This is a genomic window from Burkholderia anthinoferrum, assembly GCF_002925705.1.
Lineage (GTDB): Bacteria > Pseudomonadota > Gammaproteobacteria > Burkholderiales > Burkholderiaceae > Burkholderia > Burkholderia semiarida.
Window position 1 is genome coordinate 34118 of record NZ_LFZP01000027.1, and the last position, 20335, is coordinate 54452.

At 66.0% G+C, this 20335-nt stretch carries 19 protein-coding genes; 16 read left to right on the forward strand and 3 right to left on the reverse strand.

Translation table 11 applies throughout. The features are described from left to right. The first annotated feature begins 106 nt into the window (after positions 1-106). From aceE to lpdA, 3 genes are all read left to right on the forward strand, one after another. Positions 107-2803, forward strand: a complete 2697-nt coding sequence (gene aceE, locus C5F75_RS07270) for a pyruvate dehydrogenase (acetyl-transferring), homodimeric type (protein ID WP_059583310.1) — start codon at positions 107-109, stop codon at positions 2801-2803. A 69-nt stretch (positions 2804-2872) separates the two neighbouring features. Further along, positions 2873-4519, forward strand: coding sequence for a dihydrolipoyllysine-residue acetyltransferase (gene aceF, locus C5F75_RS07275; protein ID WP_104012024.1), 1647 nt, complete (start codon positions 2873-2875; stop codon positions 4517-4519). A 287-nt stretch (positions 4520-4806) separates the two neighbouring features. Further along, positions 4807-6573, forward strand: coding sequence for a dihydrolipoyl dehydrogenase (lpdA, locus tag C5F75_RS07285; protein ID WP_059583314.1), 1767 nt, complete (start codon positions 4807-4809; stop codon positions 6571-6573). A gap of 191 nt (positions 6574-6764) precedes the next feature. Here lpdA and C5F75_RS07290 read toward each other — a convergent pair whose 3' ends face one another. Continuing rightward, positions 6765-7331 carry a phasin family protein gene (locus C5F75_RS07290; RefSeq protein WP_034188948.1) on the reverse strand — a complete coding sequence of 189 codons (567 nt, stop codon included), beginning with the start codon at positions 7329-7331 and terminating at the stop codon, positions 6765-6767. A 654-nt stretch (positions 7332-7985) separates the two neighbouring features. On the opposite strand from C5F75_RS07290, the gene pbpG reads away from it, so the two are divergent. Continuing rightward, positions 7986-9152, forward strand: coding sequence for a D-alanyl-D-alanine endopeptidase (pbpG, locus tag C5F75_RS07295; protein WP_059583315.1), 1167 nt, complete (start codon positions 7986-7988; stop codon positions 9150-9152). 117 nt (positions 9153-9269) lie between these two features. On the opposite strand, the gene C5F75_RS07300 is transcribed toward pbpG, so the two are convergent. After that, on the reverse strand, positions 9270-10079 hold the full coding sequence (locus tag C5F75_RS07300) for an IclR family transcriptional regulator (RefSeq protein ID WP_006478384.1): 810 nt from the start codon (positions 10077-10079) through the stop codon (positions 9270-9272). Between the two features lie 183 nt (positions 10080-10262). On the opposite strand from C5F75_RS07300, the gene C5F75_RS07310 reads away from it, so the two are divergent. From C5F75_RS07310 to iscX, 12 genes are all read left to right on the forward strand, one after another. After that, complete coding sequence (locus tag C5F75_RS07310; RefSeq protein WP_059583317.1) at positions 10263-10985, forward strand: (Fe-S)-binding protein; 723 nt, start codon at positions 10263-10265, stop codon at positions 10983-10985. A 33-nt stretch (positions 10986-11018) separates the two neighbouring features. Further along, entirely contained in the window at positions 11019-12431 is a 1413-nt protein-coding gene (locus C5F75_RS07315; protein ID WP_059583318.1) for a lactate utilization protein B, read from the forward strand. A 128-nt stretch (positions 12432-12559) separates the two neighbouring features. Then, positions 12560-12787, forward strand: coding sequence for a hypothetical protein (locus C5F75_RS07320; protein ID WP_059583320.1), 228 nt, complete (start codon positions 12560-12562; stop codon positions 12785-12787). Positions 12788-12889: 102 nt separating this feature from the next. After that, entirely contained in the window at positions 12890-13372 is a 483-nt protein-coding gene (locus C5F75_RS07325) for a low molecular weight protein-tyrosine-phosphatase (protein WP_104012025.1), read from the forward strand. Positions 13373-13489: 117 nt separating this feature from the next. Beyond that, positions 13490-14029 carry a Fe-S cluster assembly transcriptional regulator IscR gene (iscR, locus tag C5F75_RS07330; RefSeq protein WP_006401955.1) on the forward strand — a complete coding sequence of 180 codons (540 nt, stop codon included), beginning with the start codon at positions 13490-13492 and terminating at the stop codon, positions 14027-14029. A gap of 65 nt (positions 14030-14094) precedes the next feature. Next, positions 14095-15318, forward strand: a complete 1224-nt coding sequence (locus C5F75_RS07335) for an IscS subfamily cysteine desulfurase (RefSeq protein WP_059583323.1) — start codon at positions 14095-14097, stop codon at positions 15316-15318. 67 nt (positions 15319-15385) lie between these two features. Further along, a complete protein-coding gene (gene iscU / locus C5F75_RS07340; protein WP_006478389.1) occupies positions 15386-15793 on the forward strand; it encodes a Fe-S cluster assembly scaffold IscU in 408 nt (135 codons plus the stop codon). A 62-nt stretch (positions 15794-15855) separates the two neighbouring features. Further along, positions 15856-16179, forward strand: a complete 324-nt coding sequence (gene iscA / locus C5F75_RS07345) for an iron-sulfur cluster assembly protein IscA (RefSeq protein WP_011885413.1) — start codon at positions 15856-15858, stop codon at positions 16177-16179. 96 nt (positions 16180-16275) lie between these two features. Further along, a complete protein-coding gene (gene hscB, locus C5F75_RS07350; RefSeq protein WP_006491598.1) occupies positions 16276-16803 on the forward strand; it encodes a Fe-S protein assembly co-chaperone HscB in 528 nt (175 codons plus the stop codon). A gap of 54 nt (positions 16804-16857) precedes the next feature. Then, positions 16858-18726: a Fe-S protein assembly chaperone HscA gene (gene hscA, locus C5F75_RS07355; RefSeq protein WP_059583395.1), complete on the forward strand. Its 1869-nt coding sequence runs from the start codon at positions 16858-16860 to the stop codon at positions 18724-18726. A gap of 88 nt (positions 18727-18814) precedes the next feature. Further along, a complete protein-coding gene (fdx, locus tag C5F75_RS07360) occupies positions 18815-19156 on the forward strand; it encodes an ISC system 2Fe-2S type ferredoxin (protein ID WP_059583325.1) in 342 nt (113 codons plus the stop codon). 19 nt (positions 19157-19175) lie between these two features. Continuing rightward, positions 19176-19385: a Fe-S cluster assembly protein IscX gene (iscX, locus tag C5F75_RS07365; protein ID WP_059583326.1), complete on the forward strand. Its 210-nt coding sequence runs from the start codon at positions 19176-19178 to the stop codon at positions 19383-19385. 155 nt (positions 19386-19540) lie between these two features. On the opposite strand, the gene C5F75_RS07370 is transcribed toward iscX, so the two are convergent. Beyond that, positions 19541-20269: a glycine zipper 2TM domain-containing protein gene (locus tag C5F75_RS07370; RefSeq protein WP_059583328.1), complete on the reverse strand. Its 729-nt coding sequence runs from the start codon at positions 20267-20269 to the stop codon at positions 19541-19543. Between the last annotated feature and the right edge of the window lie 66 nt (positions 20270-20335).

Consider the following 20335-nt stretch of genomic DNA (forward strand, 5'->3'; position numbering starts at 1 on the left):
AGGCCCGTCCACGCTCATTACAATCCGTCGGAGCTTGCCCGCAGCCGGTCGCGTCGCGTCGTCTGCACGAGAGCGATCCTCACATTCCAGGACCCAGGAGACGAGAATGTCCGCTGTACCGAACGAAGTGATGAAATATGTCGCCGCCGAACGTGACGACGACCCGCAAGAAACCGTCGAGTGGCTCGAGTCGCTCGATGGCGTGATCTCCTCCGTGGGCACTGGCCGCGCGCACTACCTGATCGAAAAGCAGATCGAATTCGCCCGCATGCACGGCGAACACCTGCCGTTCTCCGCCAATACCCCGTATATCAACACGATTCCGGTCGAAGCCCAGGCGAAGATTCCGGGCGACCAGGACATCGAGCACCGCATCCGTTCGTACACGCGCTGGAACGCGCTCGCGATGGTGCTGCGTGCAGGCAAGGACACGAACGTCGGCGGCCACATCGCATCGTTCGCATCGGCCGCGACGCTCTACGACGTCGGCTACAACCACTTCTGGCACGCGGCGTCCGACCAGCACGGCGGCGATCTCGTGTTCGTGCAGGGCCACTCGTCGCCGGGCGTGTACTCGCGCGCGTTCCTGCTCGGCCGCCTGTCGGAAGAGCAGCTCGACAACTTCCGCCAGGAAGTCGACGGCAAGGGCATCTCGTCGTACCCGCACCCGTGGCTGATGCCGGATTTCTGGCAGTTCCCGACCGTGTCGATGGGCCTCGGCCCGATCATGGCGATCTACCAGGCGCGCTTCATGAAGTACCTCGAGTCGCGCGGCATCGCGAAGACGGAAGGCCGCAAGGTGTGGGCGTTCCTCGGCGACGGCGAGACGGACGAGCCGGAATCGCTCGGCGCGATCGGCATGGCGAGCCGCGAGAAGCTCGACAACCTCGTGTTCGTGATCAACTGCAACCTGCAGCGTCTCGACGGCCCGGTGCGCGGCAACGGCAAGATCATCCAGGAACTGGAATCGGAATTCCGCGGCGCCGGCTGGAACGTGATCAAGGTCATCTGGGGCAGCCGCTGGGATGCGCTGTTCGCGCGCGACAAGTCGGGCGCGCTGATGCGCCGCATGATGGAGTGCGTCGACGGCGAATACCAGACGTACAAGTCGGAGTCGGGCGCGTACGTTCGCGAGCACTTCTTCAACACGCCTGAGTTGAAGGCGCTCGTCGCCGACTGGTCGGACGACGACATCTGGGCGCTGAACCGCGGCGGCCACGATCCGCACAAGATCTACGCGGCGTTCCACGAAGCCACGAACACGAAGGGCGCGCCGACCGTCATCCTCGCGAAGACCATCAAGGGCTACGGGATGGGCGAGTCGGGCCAGGCGATGAACATCACGCACCAGCAGAAGAAGCTGCCGGTCGAGCAACTGAAGAAGTTCCGCGACCAGTTCCGCCTGCCGATCACCGACGAGCAGATCGCCGACGTGCCGTACCTGAAGTTCGAGGAAGGCTCGAAGGAACTCGAATACATGCGCCAGAAGCGCATGGACCTCGGCGGCTACCTGCCGCACCGCCGCGAGAAGGCGACGTCGCTGCCGGTGCCGGCGCTCGACGCGTTCGAGCCGCTCCTGAAGGGCACGGGCGAAGGTCGCGAGATCTCGACGACGATGGCGTTCGTGCGGATCCTGAACATCCTGCTGAAGGACAAGGCGCTCGGCAAGCGCGTCGTGCCGATCGTTCCGGACGAATCGCGTACGTTCGGCATGGAAGGCCTGTTCCGCCAGATCGGTATCTGGAACCAGGAAGGCCAGAAGTACGTGCCGGAAGATTCCGACCAGCTGATGTTCTACAAGGAATCGCAGACCGGCCAGATCCTGCAGGAAGGCATCAACGAAGCGGGCGGCATGTGCGACTGGATCGCGGCGGCGACGTCGTATTCGACGCACGGCGAGATCATGGTGCCGTTCTACATCTTCTACTCGATGTTCGGCTTCCAGCGGATCGGCGACCTCGCCTGGGCCGCGGGCGACATGCGCTCGCGCGGCTTCCTGCTCGGCGGCACGGCGGGCCGCACGACGCTGAACGGCGAAGGCCTGCAGCACGAAGACGGCCACTCGCTGCTGTGGGCGGCATCGGTGCCGAACTGCGTGAGCTACGATCCGACGTTCGGCTACGAACTCGCGGTGATCATCCAGGACGGCCTGCGCCGCATGGTGCAGGACCAGGAAGACGTGTACTACTACATCACGGTGATGAACGAGAACTACGAGCACCCGGCGATTCCGCAGGGCGAGCACGTGGCGGCCGACATCATCAAGGGCATGTACGCGTTCAGGAAGGCCGACGCCGACAAGAAGGCGCCGCGCGTCCAGCTGCTCGGCGCGGGCACGATCTTCAACGAAGTGATCGCCGCCGCCGACCTGCTGAAGAACGACTGGGGTGTCGCCGCCGACCTGTGGAGCGTGCCGAGCTTCACCGAGCTCGCGCGCGAAGGCCACGACGTCGAGCGCTGGAACCTGCTCCATCCGACCGAGGAGCGTCGCCTGTCGCACGTGCAGAAGTGCCTGAAGGACACGCAGGGCCCGGTCATCGCGTCGACCGACTACGTCCGTGCGCTGGTCGACCAGATCCGCGGCCAGATCGACCGCCGCTTCGTCGTGCTGGGCACCGACGGCTTCGGTCGTTCGGACACCCGCGAGAAGCTGCGTCACTTCTTCGAGGTCGACCGTCACTGGGTCACCGTCGCCGCGCTCAACGCGCTGGCCGACGAAGGCACGATCGAGCGCAAGGTGGTCGCGGATGCGATCGCCAAGTACAACCTCGATCCGTCCAAGCCCAACCCGATGACCGTTTAAACGCACACGCCGTGTAATGCCGCGCGCCGCTCCCGCGAGGAGCGCGCGCGGCCATGGAGACAGAAACAGATGAGTCAAGCGATCGAAGTGAAGGTGCCGGATATCGGCGATTACAAGGACGTGCCGGTCATCGAGATCGGCGTGAAGGTCGGCGATACGGTCGAGCCCGAGCAGTCGCTCGTCACGCTCGAGTCCGACAAGGCGACGATGGACGTGCCGAGCCCGGTCGGCGGCGTCGTGAAGGAAATCAAGGTCAAGGTCGGCGATTCCGTGTCGGAAGGTTCGCTGATCGTGCTGCTCGAAGGCGGCGCAGGCGCCCAGGCGAACGGCGCGGCTGCGCCGGCCGCGGCTCCGGCTCCGGCAGCAGCGCCGGCACCGGCCGCCGCGGCGCCCGCCGCCGCCCCGGCAGCCGCCGGCGGTACGCTCGAGGTGAAGGTGCCCGACATCGGCGACTACAAGGACGTTCCGGTGATCGAGATCGGCGTGAAGGTCGGCGACACGGTCGAGAAGGAACAGTCGCTCGTCACGCTCGAATCGGACAAGGCGACGATGGACGTGCCGAGCCCGGCCGCTGGCGTCGTGAAGGACATCAAGGTGAAGGTGGGCGATTCGGTGTCGGAAGGCACGCTGATCGTGCTGCTCGAAACCGCGGGTGCACCGGCTGCCGCCGCGCCGCAGGCCAGCGCGCCGGCTCCGGCCGCGCCGGCGCCCGCGCCTGCTGCCGCACCGGCGCCCGCGCAGGCCGCGCCCGCACCGGCTGCTGCCGCGCCGGCCGCTGCGCCGTCGGGTGAATACCGCGCGAGCCACGCGTCGCCGTCCGTGCGCAAGTTCGCACGCGAACTCGGCGTCGAAGTCGCGCGCGTGCAGGGTAGCGGTCCGAAGGGACGCATCACGAAGGAAGACATCACGGGTTTCGTGAAGGGCGTGATGACCGGCCAGCGCGCGGCACCGGCCGCGGCAGCCGCGCCGGCAGGCGGCGGCGAGCTGAACCTGCTGCCGTGGCCGAAGGTCGACTTCTCGAAGTTCGGCCCGTTCGAGGCGAAGCCGCTGTCGCGCATCAAGAAGATCTCGGGCGCGAACCTGCATCGCAACTGGGTGATGATCCCGCACGTCACGAACAACGACGAAGCGGACATCACCGAGCTCGAAGCGCTGCGCGTCCAGTTGAACAAGGAACACGAGAAGGCGGGCGTGAAGTTCACGATGCTCGCGTTCGTGATCAAGGCAGTCGTCGCCGCGCTGAAGAAGTTCCCGACCTTCAACGCGAGCCTCGACGGCGACAACCTGGTGTTCAAGCAGTACTACCACATCGGGTTTGCAGCCGACACGCCGAACGGTCTCGTCGTGCCGGTGATCCGCGATGCGGACAAGAAGGGGCTCGTCGATATCGCGAAGGAAATGGCCGAGCTGTCGAAGGCCGCGCGCGACGGCAAGCTGAAGCGGGACCAGATGCAGGGCGGCTGCTTCTCGATCTCGTCGCTCGGCGGCATCGGCGGGACGCACTTCACGCCGATCATCAATGCGCCGGAAGTCGCCATCCTCGGGTTGTCGCGCGGCCAGATGAAGCCGGTGTGGGACGGCAAGCAGTTCGTGCCGCGGCTCACGCTGCCGCTGTCGCTGTCGTATGACCATCGCGTGATCGATGGCGCCGAGGCCGCGCGGTTCAATGCGTATCTCGGGGCGTTGCTCGCCGATTTCCGTCGCATCATTCTTTGATGAGCGGGGAGGGGGCTCGCGAGGGCGTGGGTTTGTTTTTGGTGCTCCACGCCCTTTCGTTGAACCTGTTTTGCCAACGGTCTGCTAGCGTCGCCCCTGCGCGGGGCGGCGGTCACTTTTCTTTGTCTTCCAAAGAAAAGTAACCAAAAGAAAGGCGCGTCCTTGGGCGGACGGCAAAGGTGGTCCTGCCCAACGTCCCGTGCTCTTGTCAGGCCGCATGGCGTCAGGATCCGCTTTTTCGCCAGCCCCTCCCTCTCTCTCCGCAGTCAATCAAGAAGGGGACAGTCATGAGTCTCATCGAAGTCAAGGTTCCGGATATCGGCGATTTCAGCGGCGTCGATGTCATCGAAGTCAACGTCAAACCCGGCGACGTGATCGAAAAAGAACAAACCCTCATCACGCTCGAATCCGATAAAGCCTCCATGGAAGTGCCCAGCGACGTCGCCGGCACCGTCAAGGAAGTCAAGGTCAAAGCCGGCGAGAAAGTCTCGCAAGGCACCATCATCGCCATCGTCGAAGCCTCGGCAGGCGCAGCCGCTCCCGCGAAAGCACCCGAAGCGCCGAAGCCCGCAGCCGCCGCACCGGCGCCGGCCGCAGCCGCGCCGGCACCCGCGCCGCAAGCCGGCAGCTACGCAGGTGCCGCCGACATCGAGTGCGACATGCTCGTGCTCGGCGCCGGCCCCGGCGGCTACTCGGCCGCGTTCCGCGCCGCCGATCTCGGCATGAAGACCGTGCTCGTCGAACGCTATTCGACGCTCGGCGGCGTGTGCCTGAACGTCGGCTGCATCCCGTCGAAGGCGCTGCTGCACACGGCACTCGTCATCGACGAAGCCGCGGCGCTCGCGTCGCACGGCATCACGTTCGGCAAGCCGCAAGTCGATCTCGACAAACTGCGCGACTTCAAGGGCGGCGTCGTCAAGAAACTGACGACGGGTCTCGCCGGCATGGCGAAGGCGCGCAAGGTCGAAGTGGTCACCGGCGTCGGTGCGTTCGTCGATCCGTTCCACATGGAAGTGCAGGGCGAAAACGGCAAGAAGGTCGTCAAGTTCAAGCAGGCGATCATCGCCGCCGGCTCGCAAGCGGTGAAACTGCCGTTCATGCCGGAAGACCCGCGCATCGTCGATTCGACGGGCGCGCTCGAACTGCGCCAGTTGCCCAAGCGCATGCTCGTGATCGGCGGCGGCATCATCGGCCTCGAAATGGCCACGGTGTACGCGACGCTCGGCGCGGAGATCGACGTCGTCGAAATGATGGACGGCCTGATGATGGGCGCCGACCGCGATCTCGTGAAGGTCTGGGAAAAGTACAACGCGAAGCGCTTCGGCAACGTGATGCTGAAGACCAAGACGGTCGGCGCGGAAGCGAAGGAAGACGGCATCTACGTGAAGTTCGAGGGCGAGAAGGCGCCCGCGGAAGCGCAGCGCTACGACCTCGTGCTCGTCGCGGTGGGCCGCAGCCCGAACGGCAAGAAGATCGGCGCCGACAAGGCCGGCGTCGCGGTCACGGATCGCGGCTTCATCGACGTCGACAAGCAGATGCGCACGAACGTGCCGCACATCTTCGCGATCGGCGATATCGTCGGCCAGCCGATGCTCGCGCACAAGGCCGTGCACGAAGGCCACGTCGCCGCGGAAGCCGCGCACGGCGAGAAGGCGTATTTCGACGCACTGCAGATCCCGTCGGTGGCGTACACCGATCCGGAAGTGGCGTGGGCCGGCAAGACGGAAGACCAGTGCAAGGCCGAAGGCATCAAGTACGGCAAGGCCGTGTTCCCGTGGGCCGCGTCGGGCCGCGCGATCGCGAACGGCCGCGACGAAGGCTTCACGAAGCTGATCTTCGACGAGGAAACCCATCGCGTGATCGGCGGCGGCATCGTCGGCCTGAACGCGGGCGACCTGATCAGCGAAGTGTGCCTCGCGGTCGAGATGGGCGCGGACGCGGAAGACATCGGCAAGACGATCCATCCGCACCCGACGCTCGGCGAATCGGTCGGCATGGCCGCCGAACTGTACGAAGGCGTCTGTACGGACCTGCCGCCGCAACGCAAGAAGTAACGCGAGCGGTACGGCCGGCCACGCGCCGGCCGTGAAAAAACGCCGTCGCCCGGGTCATCCGGCCGACGGCGTTTTCATTTGCCCGGCGCGCGACAGGCTCGAATGTGGCGGGCAGTTGCCGCCCGCGCACGTTCCGGCGCCGGAAACGAAAAAGCCGCGCTGCGCGCGGCTCTTTCAGGAGCAGGGGACGCTTACGCGGCCGGCTTGCTCGAACGACGTGCGGCAGCGGCGGTGGCAGCCTTCGTGGCGACGGCGGCAGCGGCGTTGAAGTTCGTTTCAGCGATTTCCACTGCTTGCTTCGTGGCCTTCTGAACCGTTTCGTACGTGGTGTTCGCAGCGTTCAGTGCCGACTTCAGTGCGGCGACGGCCGTTTCCGAACCAGCCGGGGCGTTCTTCGCGACGTTGTCGACGAGCGCCTGGACCTTCTTGTTCTGCTCGTCGAATTGCGCTTCGGCAACCTTCGCGAATTCGGCTTGCGTCGACGATGCGATTTCGTACAGGTGACGGCCGTACGACAGCACCTTTTCCGCGACCGGCTGCGACAGGCTCGCCTGCAGCGCGATCAGTTCCTGCGCGTCCTTCACCGACAGCAGGCGCTGTGCATTTTCCTGGCCTTCGGCCAGCGTCGACTTCACGACTTGCAGGTTGAGTTCGATCAGCTTCTCGACGCCTTCGAACGCCTTGGTCGTCAGACCGAACAGGCTTTCGAGGTTGGCTTTTTGGGCGGCGGCGATTTGCTCGGGGGTCAGCAAGGACATGTCAGGCTCCTGAAAAGCGATCGCGTCGATCGCAGGATAAAGGGCACTACGCTGGGGAACTTCGGCGCCGCGTGCTTTGTGCAACGCAGCAATGAGGCCTATTTTAGGGCAGAGAAAGCGGATGTCAAGCATTTTTTGTGCGTTGCACAATCGCGACAAATTATCGATAAAACAACGAGTTATCGCGCCCGTTCGGAATCGGTTTCAGGCGCGTTCCCACATGGTGCGCACGGCGGCGGGGCAAACGCGTCGCACCATGATCATGCACAGGTAAACCTGACAGGCCCATGGAACGTTATCCTTCTGTTCCTGTCGAAAAACGCGCCGTTTCGATGCGCGTGCCGTGGCGACGTGCCGCCGCCACGGTCGAGACCGGCGCCCTTGGCACGCCGAGCCCCGGATACGTAGTTTCCCCGCTTTAAATCGCCTCCAAAGTGACGTTATCTCAATTAACCGTGCGGTAATCGGGAGACGGGCGCTGTCGGGCAGTGCGTCCCATGGATTTTTTCGATGGGAGCGGGAGAGTTGATTGGCCAGAGGTTGGCCGACTCTTACATTCCGGTTTAAAGACGATCGGTAAGTGCCTAATATTGCTCTTTTTTTAAGCTTTAACTACACTTGCGGAAACCTCCCGCCCGCTTTGTCCAGACCCCAATGAAAGCCGAATCGTTTTCACCGCGCAGATTGTTGCAGAGCATGACGCTCGGCACCGCTGTGTCGGTCGCAGTCGCGTTGCTGGCGACCACCGCGTCCGTCACGCCTGCTGACGCCTTCGCCGCCACTGCGAAGACCCAAGCCGCCAAGAAAAAGGCCGTCGCTCCTGCTTCGTCCGCGAAGAAGAAGTCGGCCGGGGCGACCTCCGACAAATCCGCCAAGGTCGCGTCGGCCGATGCGCCGCGCGCGAAGGCGTCGCGAAAGCGCGTGACGCTCGCGGCGAACAGCGTGCACGGCGGCCATCGCGGCGCGGTGCGCAAGGTCGCGTTCCAGCCGCGCCGCCCGACGGTCGGCCAGGCGTTCGGCCTGCACGACACGCCGGACGCGCTCGCGCTGCGCTCGAGCGTCGCGTACGTCGTCGACCAGAATACCGGCGAGCCGCTGTTCGACAAGAATTCGCACGCGGTCGTGCCGATCGCGTCGATCTCGAAGCTGATGACGGCAATGGTCGTGCTCGACTCGAAAGCGCCGATGGCCGATCAGATCGAAGTCACCGACGAAGACCGCGACTACGAGAAGGGCACGGGCTCGCGCCTGTCGGTCGGCTCGGTGCTGTCGCGCGAGGACATGCTGCACATCGCGCTGATGGCGTCGGAAAACCGCGCGGCGGCAGCGCTGTCGCGTTACTACCCGGGCGGCCGTCCGGCGTTCATCGCGGCGATGAACGCGAAGGCGAAGTCGCTCGGCATGACCGACACGCACTTCGAGAATTCCACCGGCCTGTCGAGCTCGAACGTGTCGAGTGCGCGCGACCTCGTGAAGATGGTCAATGCGGCGTACCAGTATCCGATGATCCGTCAGTTCTCGACCGATCGCACCTACGAGGTGTACACGGGCAAGCGCAACCTGGTCTACAACAGCACCAACGCGCTGATCCGCGGCAACGGCTCGTGGGACATCGGCCTGCAGAAGACGGGCTTCATCAACGAAGCGGGTGAATGCCTGGTGATGCAGGCGACGATCCACGGCCGGCCGATGGTGATGGTGCTGCTCGATTCGTTCGGCAAGTACTCGCGCTTCGCCGACGCCTCGCGCCTGCGCAACTGGCTCGATGCCGGCGGCGGCGAGCGCCTGACGGCGGCCAACACGCCGAACGGCGGTACCTGATCGTCCACGGCGGTTCGCCGCCATGCCGATCGCCGCAACGAAGAAGCCCCGCAATCGCGGGGCTTTTTTTGTCCGACGAATCGGGAGCCGGGGCCGGTGCCGGGCCGACGGCGAGGCTTACGCCTGCCGCTGCAGCCCGTCCACGTCTTTCTCGGGCGCCGGCCGGTAGCCGAGCGATTCCGAGATGGTGAGTGCCGTCCGGCTCAACTGGCCGAGCCACGCGTCCTGCAGCCGGTCGGCCGGCGCCGACAGCGACAGGCCGGCAACGAGCTTCCCGGAATCGTCGTAGATGCCGGCCGCGATGCAGCGCACGCCGAGTTCGAGCTCCTCGTTGTCGCGCGCGCACGACTGCTGGCGGACGATCGTCAGCTCGCGCTCGAGCTTCGCGATATCGGTGATGCTGTTCTGCGTATGGCCCGACAGCCCCGTGCGCGTCGCATAGGCACGCACGCGCGACGTCTCGTCGGCCGCGAGGAACAGCTTGCCGACCGACGTGAGATGCAGCGGCGCGCGGCCGCCGATCGCGCGGACGACCTGCATTCCCGAGCGCTCGGAGTACGCGCGCTCGATATAGACGATCTCGTCGCCCTGGCGCACCGACAGGTTCACGGTCTGCCCGGTGAGGCGGTGCAGCTCGCGCATCGGCATCAGCGCCGCGTCGCGCACCGACAGGCGCGCCTTCACGAGATTGCCGAGCTCGAGCAGCCGCATGCCGAGACGGTAGGTGCCGGGATCGGAGCGGTCGACGAGGCGGCAGGTCACCATGTCGTTGAGGATGCGGTGCGCGGTCGACGGGTGCAGTTCCGTACGCTGCGCGAGTTCCTTCAGGCTGACGGGGTCGCTGTGCGCGGCGAGCGCGTCCAGCAACCGCATCATGCGTTCGATCACCTGGATCGACGTTTTTGAATCGGGGGTGGGTTGGCTCATGTCGGGGGAGGAATCGATTGACGCGTCAGGCGGTGTTGGACCGATTGTATCTCGTATCGTGAAAAAAGCGAACGCCGTTCGAGGAAGTCCTCGTTTCGTGCGCCGCGGGCTTGCGCGCGGGCCGGCGTTGGTCTTGCCGGTCAAACGTCGGATAATGAGAGCCGTTTTCTCGAAGGAGCACGTATGCGAGTCGGTTTGTTCGTGACCTGCCTGGTCGACCTGATGCGCCCCGAAATCGGTTTTTCGGCGCTCAAGCTGATTCGCGACGCCGGCTACGAGGTGATCGTGCCGCCCGCGCAGACCTGCTGCGGCCAGCCGGCCTACAACTCGGGCGACCGCGCGCTGGCGCGCGACCTCGCGGAAAAGACCCTGCGCGAGTTCGAGCAGTTCGATTACATCGTCGCGCCGTCGGGTTCGTGCGGCGGGATGATCCGCGCGCACTACGGCGACCTATTTCGCGACGATCCCGAACTGATGGGGCGCTACACGCGGTTCCAGCAGAAAGTCCACGAACTGACCGACTTCCTCGCGAACGTCGCGAAGGTGTCGCTCGCGCCGGGCGAGTTCGCCGGGCCGGTCACCTATCACGATTCGTGCTCGGGCCTGCGCGAGCTCGGCGTGAAGGCGCAGCCGCGCGCGCTGCTCGCGCAGCGCGGCGTCGCGGTGACCGAGATGAAGGATTGCGAGCACTGTTGCGGCTTCGGCGGCACGTTCGCGGTCAAGTACGGCGACATCTCGGCGGCCATCGCGGACGAGAAATGCGCGAACGTGCGCGCGTCGGGCGCGGGCACGGTCGTGCTCGGCGATCTCGGCTGCATGTTGAACATCGAAGGGCGGTTGCGCCGCACCGGCGACCGCGACACGCGCGTGCTGCACGTCGCGCAGGTGCTGGCGGGCGACGTCTGACGCCCGGTTCCGCTCACTTTCCCCGATACCGCGATGCAAGTCCAATCGATGCATTTCAAGGCGCGCGCCGGCCAGAAGCTGGCCGACCAGCGCCTGCAGCAGAACCTGAAGAAACTGTCGACGAAGTTCGTGTCCGCCCGCGCCGACGCGATGACCCTGATCGACTTCCCGGCCACGCGCGCCGCGCTCGAGGCGCGCCGCAACCGCGCGCTGGAGAATCTCGACGTGTGGCTCGAGGCATTCGAGCGCGAGGCGACGCGGCGCGGCACGACGGTGCTGTTCGCCGAAACGACCGCCGACGCCGCGCGGCTCGTGGCCGACATCGCGCGCCGGCACGACGTGAAGAAGGTCATCAAGACCAAGTCGATGGTGTCCGAGGAAATGCGGCTGAACGCGGTGCTCGCCGAGATGGGCGTGCAGTCGATCGAGACGGACCTCGGCGAATACATCCTGCAGATCAACGACAACGAGCCGCCGAGCCACATCATTGCGCCCGTCGTGCACAAGGACAAGGACGAGATCGCCGACCTGTTCGCGCGCACGCACCGGCGCGAGCGGCTCACCGAGATTCCGGACATGACGCGCGAGGCGCGCGAGGTGCTGCGCCCGCATTTCATGTCGGCCGACATGGGCGTGACGGGCGGCAACTTCGTGATCGCCGAGACGGGTTCGGTGGCGATCGTGACGAACGAAGGGAACGAGGGCATGTGCACGGTCATGCCCCGCGTGCATGTCGCGGTGACGGGCATCGAGAAGGTGCTGCCGACGCTCGAGGATCTCGCGACCGCGATGCGGCTGCTGCCGCGTTCCGCGACCGGGCAGAAGACGTCGAACTATTTCTCGCTGCTGACCGGGCCGCGCGGGCCCGGCGACGAGGACGGCCCCGAGCACAACTACGTGGTGCTCGTCGACGGCGGCCGCACGGGCCTGATCGGCGGCGAATTCCAGGAGATGCTGCGCTGCATCCGCTGCGGCGCGTGCATGAACCATTGCCCGGTGTACCAGAAGGTTGGCGGTCATGCGTACGGCTGGGTCTATCCGGGGCCGATGGGATCGGTGCTGACGCCGAGCTACGTCGGGCTCGATCGCGCGCTCGACCTGCCGCAGGCGGCGACGCTGTGCGGCGAATGCGACAGCGTATGTCCGGTCGGGATTCCGTTGTCGCACCTGTTGCGCACGCTGCGCGAGAAGCAGGTCGAGCGCCATCTGCGGCCGTGGCGCGAGCGGGCGGCGCTCGCCGCGTGGGGTTTCCTCGCGCGGCGGCCGATGCTGTATGCGCTGACGACCAAGCTGGCGGTGCGCGTCCTCGAGCGGCTGGGCGGCAACGGCGGCATGCTGCGGCGCCTGCCGTTGATGGGCGGCTGGATGGACACGCGCGACATGCCGACACCGACCGGGCGCACGTTCCGCGAACTGTACGCGGCGTCGCAAAGCCACCTCGGCTGACACTGTTCAGCGAGCAGCAACAGTGCGTTCGCTATTCGCATATTTATCTCGATAGATGCGATCTATAGAATCTCGGCTGTAGTCCCCGGAATCGGGTTTCGGGGTACGAGGTCAAGGAGGTACGCATCATGAAAAAGACAATATCGATGTACTGGCCGCTGGCAATCGTGGTTCCGCTGGCGGCGGCTGCCTATCTGCATGCGATGTCCGATGCGCCGTCGCGCGGCCCGCTCGCGGCTCATCAGGCGTCCGCCGAACTGGCGCGCGCGGTGTCGTTCGGGCTGGTCGACGACGCGGCGAAGCCGCTGCCGGCCGCATCCGGCGACGTCGTGATCGCTGCGCCCAAGGCGCTGTAAGGCACGTCGCCGTCGCTTCGCGCGGCGGCGCGATTTCGGGCGCCTTTGTATAATGGCGCGTTCTTCTTCCCACGCGGTTCGCCGCGGTTTTCCGATAGTGCGATGACCCGCGTAGCGATCTGTTTCGTCTGTCTCGGCAATATCTGCCGTTCGCCCACGGCGGAAGGCGTGATGCGCCACCAGGTGGGCGCGGCCGGGCTGGCCGACCGGATCGCGATCGATTCGGCCGGCACCGGCGATTGGCACGTCGGCGAGCCGCCCGACTCGCGCGCGCAGGCGGCGGCCCGCACCCGCGGCTATGACTTGTCGGCGCTGCGGGCGCGGCAGGTGAGCGCGGCGGATTTCGAGCGTTTCGACCTGCTGCTGGCGATGGACGAAGCCAACCTCGCGGAATTGCGCCGGCGCTGTCCGCCGGCGCATCGCGACAAGGTGCGCCTGCTGATGGAATTCGCGCCGGGCGTCGCCGAGACCGAGGTGGCCGATCCTTATTTCGGCGGCGAGCAGGGCTTCGAACAGGTGCTCGATCAGGTCGAGCGCGCGTGCGCGGGCCTGCTGGACACGCTGCGCAGCCGCGCCGCGCGCTGATCGACACGGGAAATTCAGCGGTCTGCGAATACCCTGTCGAAGACATGGATACTTGACTAAAATCGTCAAATATTTATACTTGACCAAAATCGTCAAGATTGCAGTCCCCTAGACACCATGAGACTCACCACCAAAGGCCGTTTCGCCGTCACGGCGATGATTGACTTGGCACTGCGCCAGGAGCAGGGCCCGGTGACGCTTGCAGGCATCAGCCAGCGCCAGCGGATTTCGCTCTCGTATCTCGAACAGCTGTTCGGCAAGCTGCGCAGGCATGAAATCGTCGAATCCGTGCGCGGCCCGGGCGGCGGCTACAACCTCGCGCGTCGCGCGCAGGACGTCACCGTTGCCGACATCATCATCGCGGTCGATGAACCGCTCGACGCCACGCAGTGCGGCGGCAAAGGCACGTGCGACGGCTCGAAGCAGCCCGACGGCCATTGCATGACGCACGAGCTGTGGTCGACGCTGAACCAGAAAATGGTCGAATACCTCGATTCGGTGTCGCTGCAGGATCTCGTCGATCAGCAGCGCGCACGCGAGGGCGCCCCTGCGGTGCTGCGCGACCGTCGCGCGCCGGAGCCCGTCGCCGCACCGGCCGAGCCCGTGCGCACGATGCCGCTCGGCCCCAATTCGGTGTTCAACATCGCGAGTTCGTGAGCGCGAAGGCGCCCGTCACACCCCATAACGCACATAGTCCCTGCACAGAATACCCGGAGCGACAGATGACCCAAGAGACTCTCCACCTGCCCATCTATATGGATTACAGCGCGACGACGCCCGTCGATCCGCGCGTGGTCGACAAGATGGTGCCGTACCTGCGCGAGCAGTTCGGCAACCCGGCGTCGCGCAGCCACGCTTATGGCTGGGACGCGGAGCGTGCGGTCGAGGAAGCGCGCGAACAGGTGGCCGCACTCGTGAACGCCGATCCGCGCGAGATCATCTGGACGTCCGGCGCCACCGAGTCGGACAACCTCGCGATCAAGGGCGCCGCGAACTTCTACAAGGGCAAGGGCAAGCACATCGTCACGGTGAAGACCGAGCACAAGGCCGTGCTCGACACGTGCCGCGAGCTCGAGCGCGACGGTTTCGAAGTCACCTACCTCGACGTGAAGGAAGACGGCCTGATCGATCTCGACGTGCTCAAGGCCGCGTTGCGCCCGGACACGATCCTCGTGTCGGTGATGCACGTGAACAACGAGATCGGTGTGATCCAGGACATCGAGACGATCGGCGAAATCTGCCGCGAGAAGGGCATCGTGTTCCACGTCGATGCCGCGCAGTCGACCGGCAAGGTCGAAATCGACCTCGCGAAGCTGAAGGTCGACCTGATGTCGTTCTCGGCCCACAAGACGTACGGCCCGAAGGGCATCGGCGCGCTGTACGTGCGCCGCAAGCCGCGCGTGCGCATCGAGGCGCAGATGCACGGCGGCGGCCACGAGCGCGGCATGCGTTCGGGCACGCTGCCGACGCACCAGATCGTCGGCATGGGCGAGGCGTTCCGCATCGCGCGCGAGGAAATGGCGACCGAGAACGAGCGCATCCGCATGCTGCGCGACAAGCTGCTGCGCGGCCTGTCGCAGATCGAGGAAACCTACGTGAACGGCGACATGGACCACCGTGTCCCGCACAACCTGAACATCAGCTTCAACTTCGTCGAAGGCGAGTCGCTGATCATGGCGATCAAGGACGTCGCGGTGTCGTCCGGCTCCGCGTGCACGTCGGCGTCGCTGGAGCCGTCGTACGTGCTGCGCGCGCTCGGCCGCAACGACGAGCTCGCGCACAGCTCGATCCGCTTCACGGTCGGCCGCTTCACGACGGAGCAGGAAGTCGACTTCGTGATCGATCTGCTGAACAGCAAGATCGCGAAGCTGCGCGAACTGTCGCCGCTCTGGGAAATGCACCAGGAAGGCATCGATCTGTCGACGATCGAATGGGCCGCGCACTGATACCGCATTGAATGCAACCGCGGGCGGATTGACGCACGCAGACGTAACGAGTCAAGGAGTCTGAGTCATGTCTTACAGCAACAAGGTTCTGGATCACTACGAAAACCCGCGCAACGTCGGTTCGTTCGCGAAGGACGACGACACGGTCGGCACGGGCATGGTCGGCGCGCCGGCGTGCGGCGACGTGATGAAGCTGCAGATCCGCGTCGGCGCGGACGGCGTGATCGAAGACGCGAAGTTCAAGACCTACGGCTGCGGTTCGGCGATCGCATCGAGCTCGCTCGTCACCGAATGGGTGAAGGGCAAGACGCTCGACGAGGCACTGTCGATCAAGAACACGCAGATCGCCGAGGAACTCGCGCTGCCGCCGGTGAAGATTCACTGCTCGATCCTCGCGGAAGACGCGATCAAGGCAGCCGTGGCCGACTACAAGAAGCGCCACGACACCAAGGAAAGCGATCAGGCAGCAGCCTGAGCGGCATCGAGCGTTGTGAAGGAACGCGGTGCGTCGTCCAGGCGCCCCGCGGCAAGGACATCATGGCAATTACACTGACCGAAAAAGCAGCACAACACGTCCAGAAATACCTCGTCCGCCGCGGCAAGGGTGTGGGCCTGCGGCTTGGCGTTCGCACGACCGGGTGCTCGGGGCTCGCGTACAAGCTCGAGTATGTCGACGAGCTGGCTCCCGAGGATCAGGTGTTCGAGAGCCATGGCGTGAAGGTCGTCGTCGATCCGAAGAGCCTCGCCTATATCGACGGCACCGAGCTCGACTTCGCCCGCGAAGGCCTGAACGAAGGGTTCAAGTTCAACAACCCGAACGTGAAGGACGAGTGCGGGTGCGGGGAATCGTTCCGCGTGTGACGCGGCTCCCTCCGCGCGATGCGGGCAAGAGGCGGCACGGGCCGCCTTTTTAATGTGCGGCGTTTGCCGCGCGACGAACCGGAATTGAACGCGACGATGGTTTCGCTGAAAGACAGCCATTTCGACCTGTTTCACCTGCCGGCGCAATTCGCGCTCGACGAGACGGCGCTCGACGCCGCCTACCGGACGGTGCAGACGCAGGTGCACCCGGACCGCTTCGCGGCGGCCGGCGATGCGCAAAAGCGCATCGCGATGCAATGGGCCACGCGCGCGAACGAGGCGTACCGCACGCTGCGCGATCCGCTGAAGCGCGCGTCCTATCTGCTGTCGCTGCGCGGCGTCGACATCGGCGCGGAAAACAACACGGCGATGGAGCCGGCGTTCCTGATGCAGCAGATGGAGTGGCGCGAGGGCATCGAGGATGCCGCGGCCGCCCGCAATGTCGACGCGCTCGATGCGTTGCTCGCCGAGTTGCGCGACGAGAAGCGCGTGCGCGTCGAGCGCCTCGGCACGCTGCTCGACAGCGGTGCCGACCAGGCCGCCGCGGAAGCCGTGCGTCAGCTGATGTTCATCGAACGGGTCGCGTCGGAAGTGGGCGCGCAGATCGAGCGCCTCGAAACTTAACCGCGTGCCTTGCGGCACGCGCAGCAAACGGGCCGAGCGCCCGAACGAACCAAGATGGCTTTACTGCAAATTTCCGAACCGGGCATGGCGCCGGCGCCGCACCAGCGGCGACTCGCCGTCGGGATCGATCTCGGCACGACGAACTCGCTCGTCGCCGCCGTGCGCAACAGCGTGCCCGAAGTCCTGCCGGACGAAGCCGGCCGCTTGCTGCTGCCGTCGGTGGTCCGTTACCTCGAGAAGGGCGGCCGCCGCATCGGCCACGAAGCGAAGGAGCAGGCCGCGACCGATCCGCGCAATACGATCGTGTCGGTCAAGCGCTTCATGGGCCGCGGCAAGGCCGAGGTCGAAGGCGCGGCGAACGCGCCGTACGAATTCGTCGACGCGCCGGGCATGGTGCAGATCCGCACGATCGACGGCGTGAAGAGCCCGGTCGAAGTGTCGGCCGAGATTCTCGCGACGCTGCGCTATCGCGCGGAAGACACGCTCGGCGACGAGCTGGTCGGCGCGGTGATCACGGTGCCCGCCTACTTCGACGACGCGCAGCGCCAGGCGACCAAGGACGCCGCGCGCCTCGCCGGCCTCAACGTGCTGCGCCTGCTGAACGAACCGACCGCCGCGGCGATCGCCTACGGTCTCGACAACGCGGCCGAAGGCCTGTACGCGGTGTACGACCTCGGCGGCGGCACGTTCGACCTGTCGATCCTGAAGCTGACGAAGGGCGTGTTCGAAGTGCTGGCCGCGGGCGGCGATTCCGCGCTCGGCGGTGACGATTTCGACCACGCGCTGTTCGATCACGTGCTCGCGCAGGCCGGTATCGACGCGAAGACGCTCGCGCCCGAGGACGTGCGCTTGCTGCTCGATCGCGTGCGCGTGCTGAAGGAAGCGCTGTCGTCCGCGCCCGAGGCGGCGCTCGACGTGACGCTGTCGAGCGGCGCACGCCTCGTGCAGACGATTTCGCACGACACGTTCGCGTCGCTCGTCGAGCCGCTCGTGCAGCGTACGCTCACGCCGACCCGCAAGGCGCTGCGCGATGCACAGGTCACGCCGGCCGACATTAAGGGCGTCGTGCTCGTCGGCGGCGCGACGCGCATGCCGGTGATCCGCGACGCGGTCGCCAAATACTTTGGCCAGCCGCCGCTCGTGAATCTCGATCCGGATCAGGTCGTCGCGCTCGGCGCGGCGATCCAGGCCGATCTGCTCGCGGGCAATCGCGGCACCGGCGACGACTGGCTGCTGCTCGACGTGATTCCGCTGTCGCTCGGTGTCGAGACGATGGGCGGCCTCGTCGAGAAGATCATTCCGCGCAACTCGACGATTCCGATCGCGCGTGCGCAGGAATTCACGACCTTCAAGGACGGCCAGACCGCGATGGCGATCCACGTCGTGCAGGGCGAGCGCGAGCTCGTCGCCGACTGCCGGTCGCTCGCGCGCTTCGAGCTGCGCGGCATTCCGCCGATGACGGCGGGCGCCGCACGCATTCGCGTGACCTATCAGGTCGACGCGGACGGCCTGTTGTCGGTGTTTGCGCGCGAGCAGTTGTCGGGCGTCGAGGCATCGGTCGTCGTGAAGCCGTCGTACGGCCTCGCCGACGACGACATCGCGAAGATGCTGGAAGACAGTTTCAAGACCGCCGAAATCGACATGCGCGCTCGTGCGCTGCGCGAAGCGCAGGTCGAGGCCGAGCGGATGCTCGAGGCGACGCAGGCCGCGCTGGCGGCCGACGGCGAACTGCTCGATGCCGGCGAGCGCGCGCAGGTCGACGCGCTGGCTGCCGCGCTGCGCGCGGTCGCGCAGGGCGACGATACGAATGCGATCGAAGAGGCAACCAAGGCGCTGGCCGACGGTACCGACGAATTCGCGGCGCGCCGGATGGACAAGAGCATCAAGCGCGCGCTGTCGGGCCGCCGGCTCGACGAGATCTGAACCCACGAACCGCGCATCGGCCGGCCACGGCCCGCGCGCTAATGAACCACGCGGCGCCTGGCGCCGCACCCTGACTGACGGAACGGACATGCCTCAACTGGTGGTGCTGCCTCACGTCGAACTGTGCCCGGATGGCGCGGTGATCGACGCGACGCCCGGCAAGAGTATCTGCGACAACCTGCTCGACAACGGGATCGAGATCGAGCACGCATGCGAGAAGTCGTGCGCATGCACGACGTGCCACGTGGTGATCCGCGAAGGCTTCAACGATCTCGCGCCGTCCGAGGAGGACGAGGACGATCTGCTGGACAAGGCGTGGGGCCTCGAGCCGACGTCGCGCCTGTCGTGCCAGGCGATCGTGAAGGAAGATTCGGACCTGGTGGTCGAGATTCCGAAGTACTCGATCAACCACGCGAAGGAAAATCACTGACCGAAACCGGAGGCAGGCGATGAAATGGACCGATTCGCGTGAAATAGCCATTGCACTGGCGGACAAGCACCCGGACATCGACCCGCAGCGGATCAACTTCGTCGACCTGCGCCAATGGGTGCTGGAGCTCGACGGCTTCGACGACGATCCGGCGCACTCGGGCGAGAAGATCCTCGAGGCGATCCAGGCGCACTGGATCGACGAATCCGACTTCGACGACGAGGACTGACCGACCCGGCCGGCCACGGCGTACGCTGCAATGGTGTACGCCGCGCCAATGAAAAAACGGCTCGTGAGCGCCTGCTCGCGAGCCGTTTTCGTTTTGGGCGAAGTGCCCGCGCGCGACGCGTGGGCAGCGACGCCGGCGATGACGCGATCGGGAGCTTACGCGCCGACCAGCGTGCCGTTCTCGATCCGTACGCGCTGGCCCTGGCCGAACGGCGGCGGGTTGCGATACGTGAACGTGCGCATCGCGCCGCTTTCCATCTGCACTTGCACCTGATAGTCGGTTTCCGCGCGGACCTGTTTCTCGACCTGGTTGCCGGCGAGACCGCCGCCCAGCGCGCCGATGATCGTCATCGCGGTGCGACCGTTGCCGTGGCCGAACTGGTTACCGAGCAGGCCGCCGGCCGCCGCGCCGCCCACGGCGCCGATGCCCGAGCTCTGGCCCGGCGTGCGCGTTTGCGTGATCGAGACGACCGTGCCGCAACTCTGGCAGTAGGCTTGCGCAGGCGCCGACGGCTGCTGCGCATATTGCGGCGGCTGCGGGGCGGTCGTGTGACGGCGGTGCGGCGCAGCCGGGCGCGGCGCGGGCTTCGGCTCGGCCTGCGCGACGGCGGCTTTCTGCTGCGCGGCGGCCTGTTCCGCGGCCTGTCGCTGCGCTTGCGCGGCCAGCGCGGCGCTGGCGGCCGCGGCCGTATCGACCGCCGGCTGCGACGCGATCAGCGCGGCCTGGGTCTGGCCGTTCTGTTCGCTGCTGCTGGTGGCTTTCGGGAAGACGCCCGTGATCGCTGCCGTCGCCGCGAGGCTGGCGACGATGACGGCGCCCGCCGCGGTGGCGATCAGCGGGTGGAGGCGTTGCTTTTGCGGCGTGGTCTGATTCTGGTTGTCCATTTTTTTCTCCAATGTCGATCCGGATCGGCGCGTGGCGCCGGAGCTGGATCCCACGCTCGGGAGCGA

What these genes read in the sequence shown, in the direction of transcription:
- iscR (WP_006401955.1), top strand. Translation starts at nt 13,490, where the DNA reads ATGAGACTCACCACCAAAGGCCGTTTCGCCGTCACGGCGATGATTGAC.
- pbpG (WP_059583315.1), top strand. Translation starts at nt 7,986, where the DNA reads ATGAAAGCCGAATCGTTTTCACCGCGCAGATTGTTGCAGAGCATGACG.
- fdx (WP_059583325.1), top strand. Translation starts at nt 18,815, where the DNA reads ATGCCTCAACTGGTGGTGCTGCCTCACGTCGAACTGTGCCCGGATGGC.
- iscX (WP_059583326.1), top strand. Translation starts at nt 19,176, where the DNA reads ATGAAATGGACCGATTCGCGTGAAATAGCCATTGCACTGGCGGACAAG.
- hscB (WP_006491598.1), top strand. Translation starts at nt 16,276, where the DNA reads ATGGTTTCGCTGAAAGACAGCCATTTCGACCTGTTTCACCTGCCGGCG.
- C5F75_RS07320 (WP_059583320.1), top strand. Translation starts at nt 12,560, where the DNA reads ATGAAAAAGACAATATCGATGTACTGGCCGCTGGCAATCGTGGTTCCG.
- C5F75_RS07335 (WP_059583323.1), top strand. Translation starts at nt 14,095, where the DNA reads ATGACCCAAGAGACTCTCCACCTGCCCATCTATATGGATTACAGCGCG.
- hscA (WP_059583395.1), top strand. Translation starts at nt 16,858, where the DNA reads ATGGCTTTACTGCAAATTTCCGAACCGGGCATGGCGCCGGCGCCGCAC.
- C5F75_RS07325 (WP_104012025.1), top strand. Translation starts at nt 12,890, where the DNA reads ATGACCCGCGTAGCGATCTGTTTCGTCTGTCTCGGCAATATCTGCCGT.
- aceE (WP_059583310.1), top strand. Translation starts at nt 107, where the DNA reads ATGTCCGCTGTACCGAACGAAGTGATGAAATATGTCGCCGCCGAACGT.
- C5F75_RS07290 (WP_034188948.1), bottom strand. Translation starts at nt 7,331, where the DNA reads ATGTCCTTGCTGACCCCCGAGCAAATCGCCGCCGCCCAAAAAGCCAAC.
- iscU (WP_006478389.1), top strand. Translation starts at nt 15,386, where the DNA reads ATGTCTTACAGCAACAAGGTTCTGGATCACTACGAAAACCCGCGCAAC.
- C5F75_RS07370 (WP_059583328.1), bottom strand. Translation starts at nt 20,269, where the DNA reads ATGGACAACCAGAATCAGACCACGCCGCAAAAGCAACGCCTCCACCCG.
- C5F75_RS07315 (WP_059583318.1), top strand. Translation starts at nt 11,019, where the DNA reads ATGCAAGTCCAATCGATGCATTTCAAGGCGCGCGCCGGCCAGAAGCTG.
- C5F75_RS07300 (WP_006478384.1), bottom strand. Translation starts at nt 10,079, where the DNA reads ATGAGCCAACCCACCCCCGATTCAAAAACGTCGATCCAGGTGATCGAA.
- iscA (WP_011885413.1), top strand. Translation starts at nt 15,856, where the DNA reads ATGGCAATTACACTGACCGAAAAAGCAGCACAACACGTCCAGAAATAC.
- lpdA (WP_059583314.1), top strand. Translation starts at nt 4,807, where the DNA reads ATGAGTCTCATCGAAGTCAAGGTTCCGGATATCGGCGATTTCAGCGGC.
- C5F75_RS07310 (WP_059583317.1), top strand. Translation starts at nt 10,263, where the DNA reads ATGCGAGTCGGTTTGTTCGTGACCTGCCTGGTCGACCTGATGCGCCCC.
- aceF (WP_104012024.1), top strand. Translation starts at nt 2,873, where the DNA reads ATGAGTCAAGCGATCGAAGTGAAGGTGCCGGATATCGGCGATTACAAG.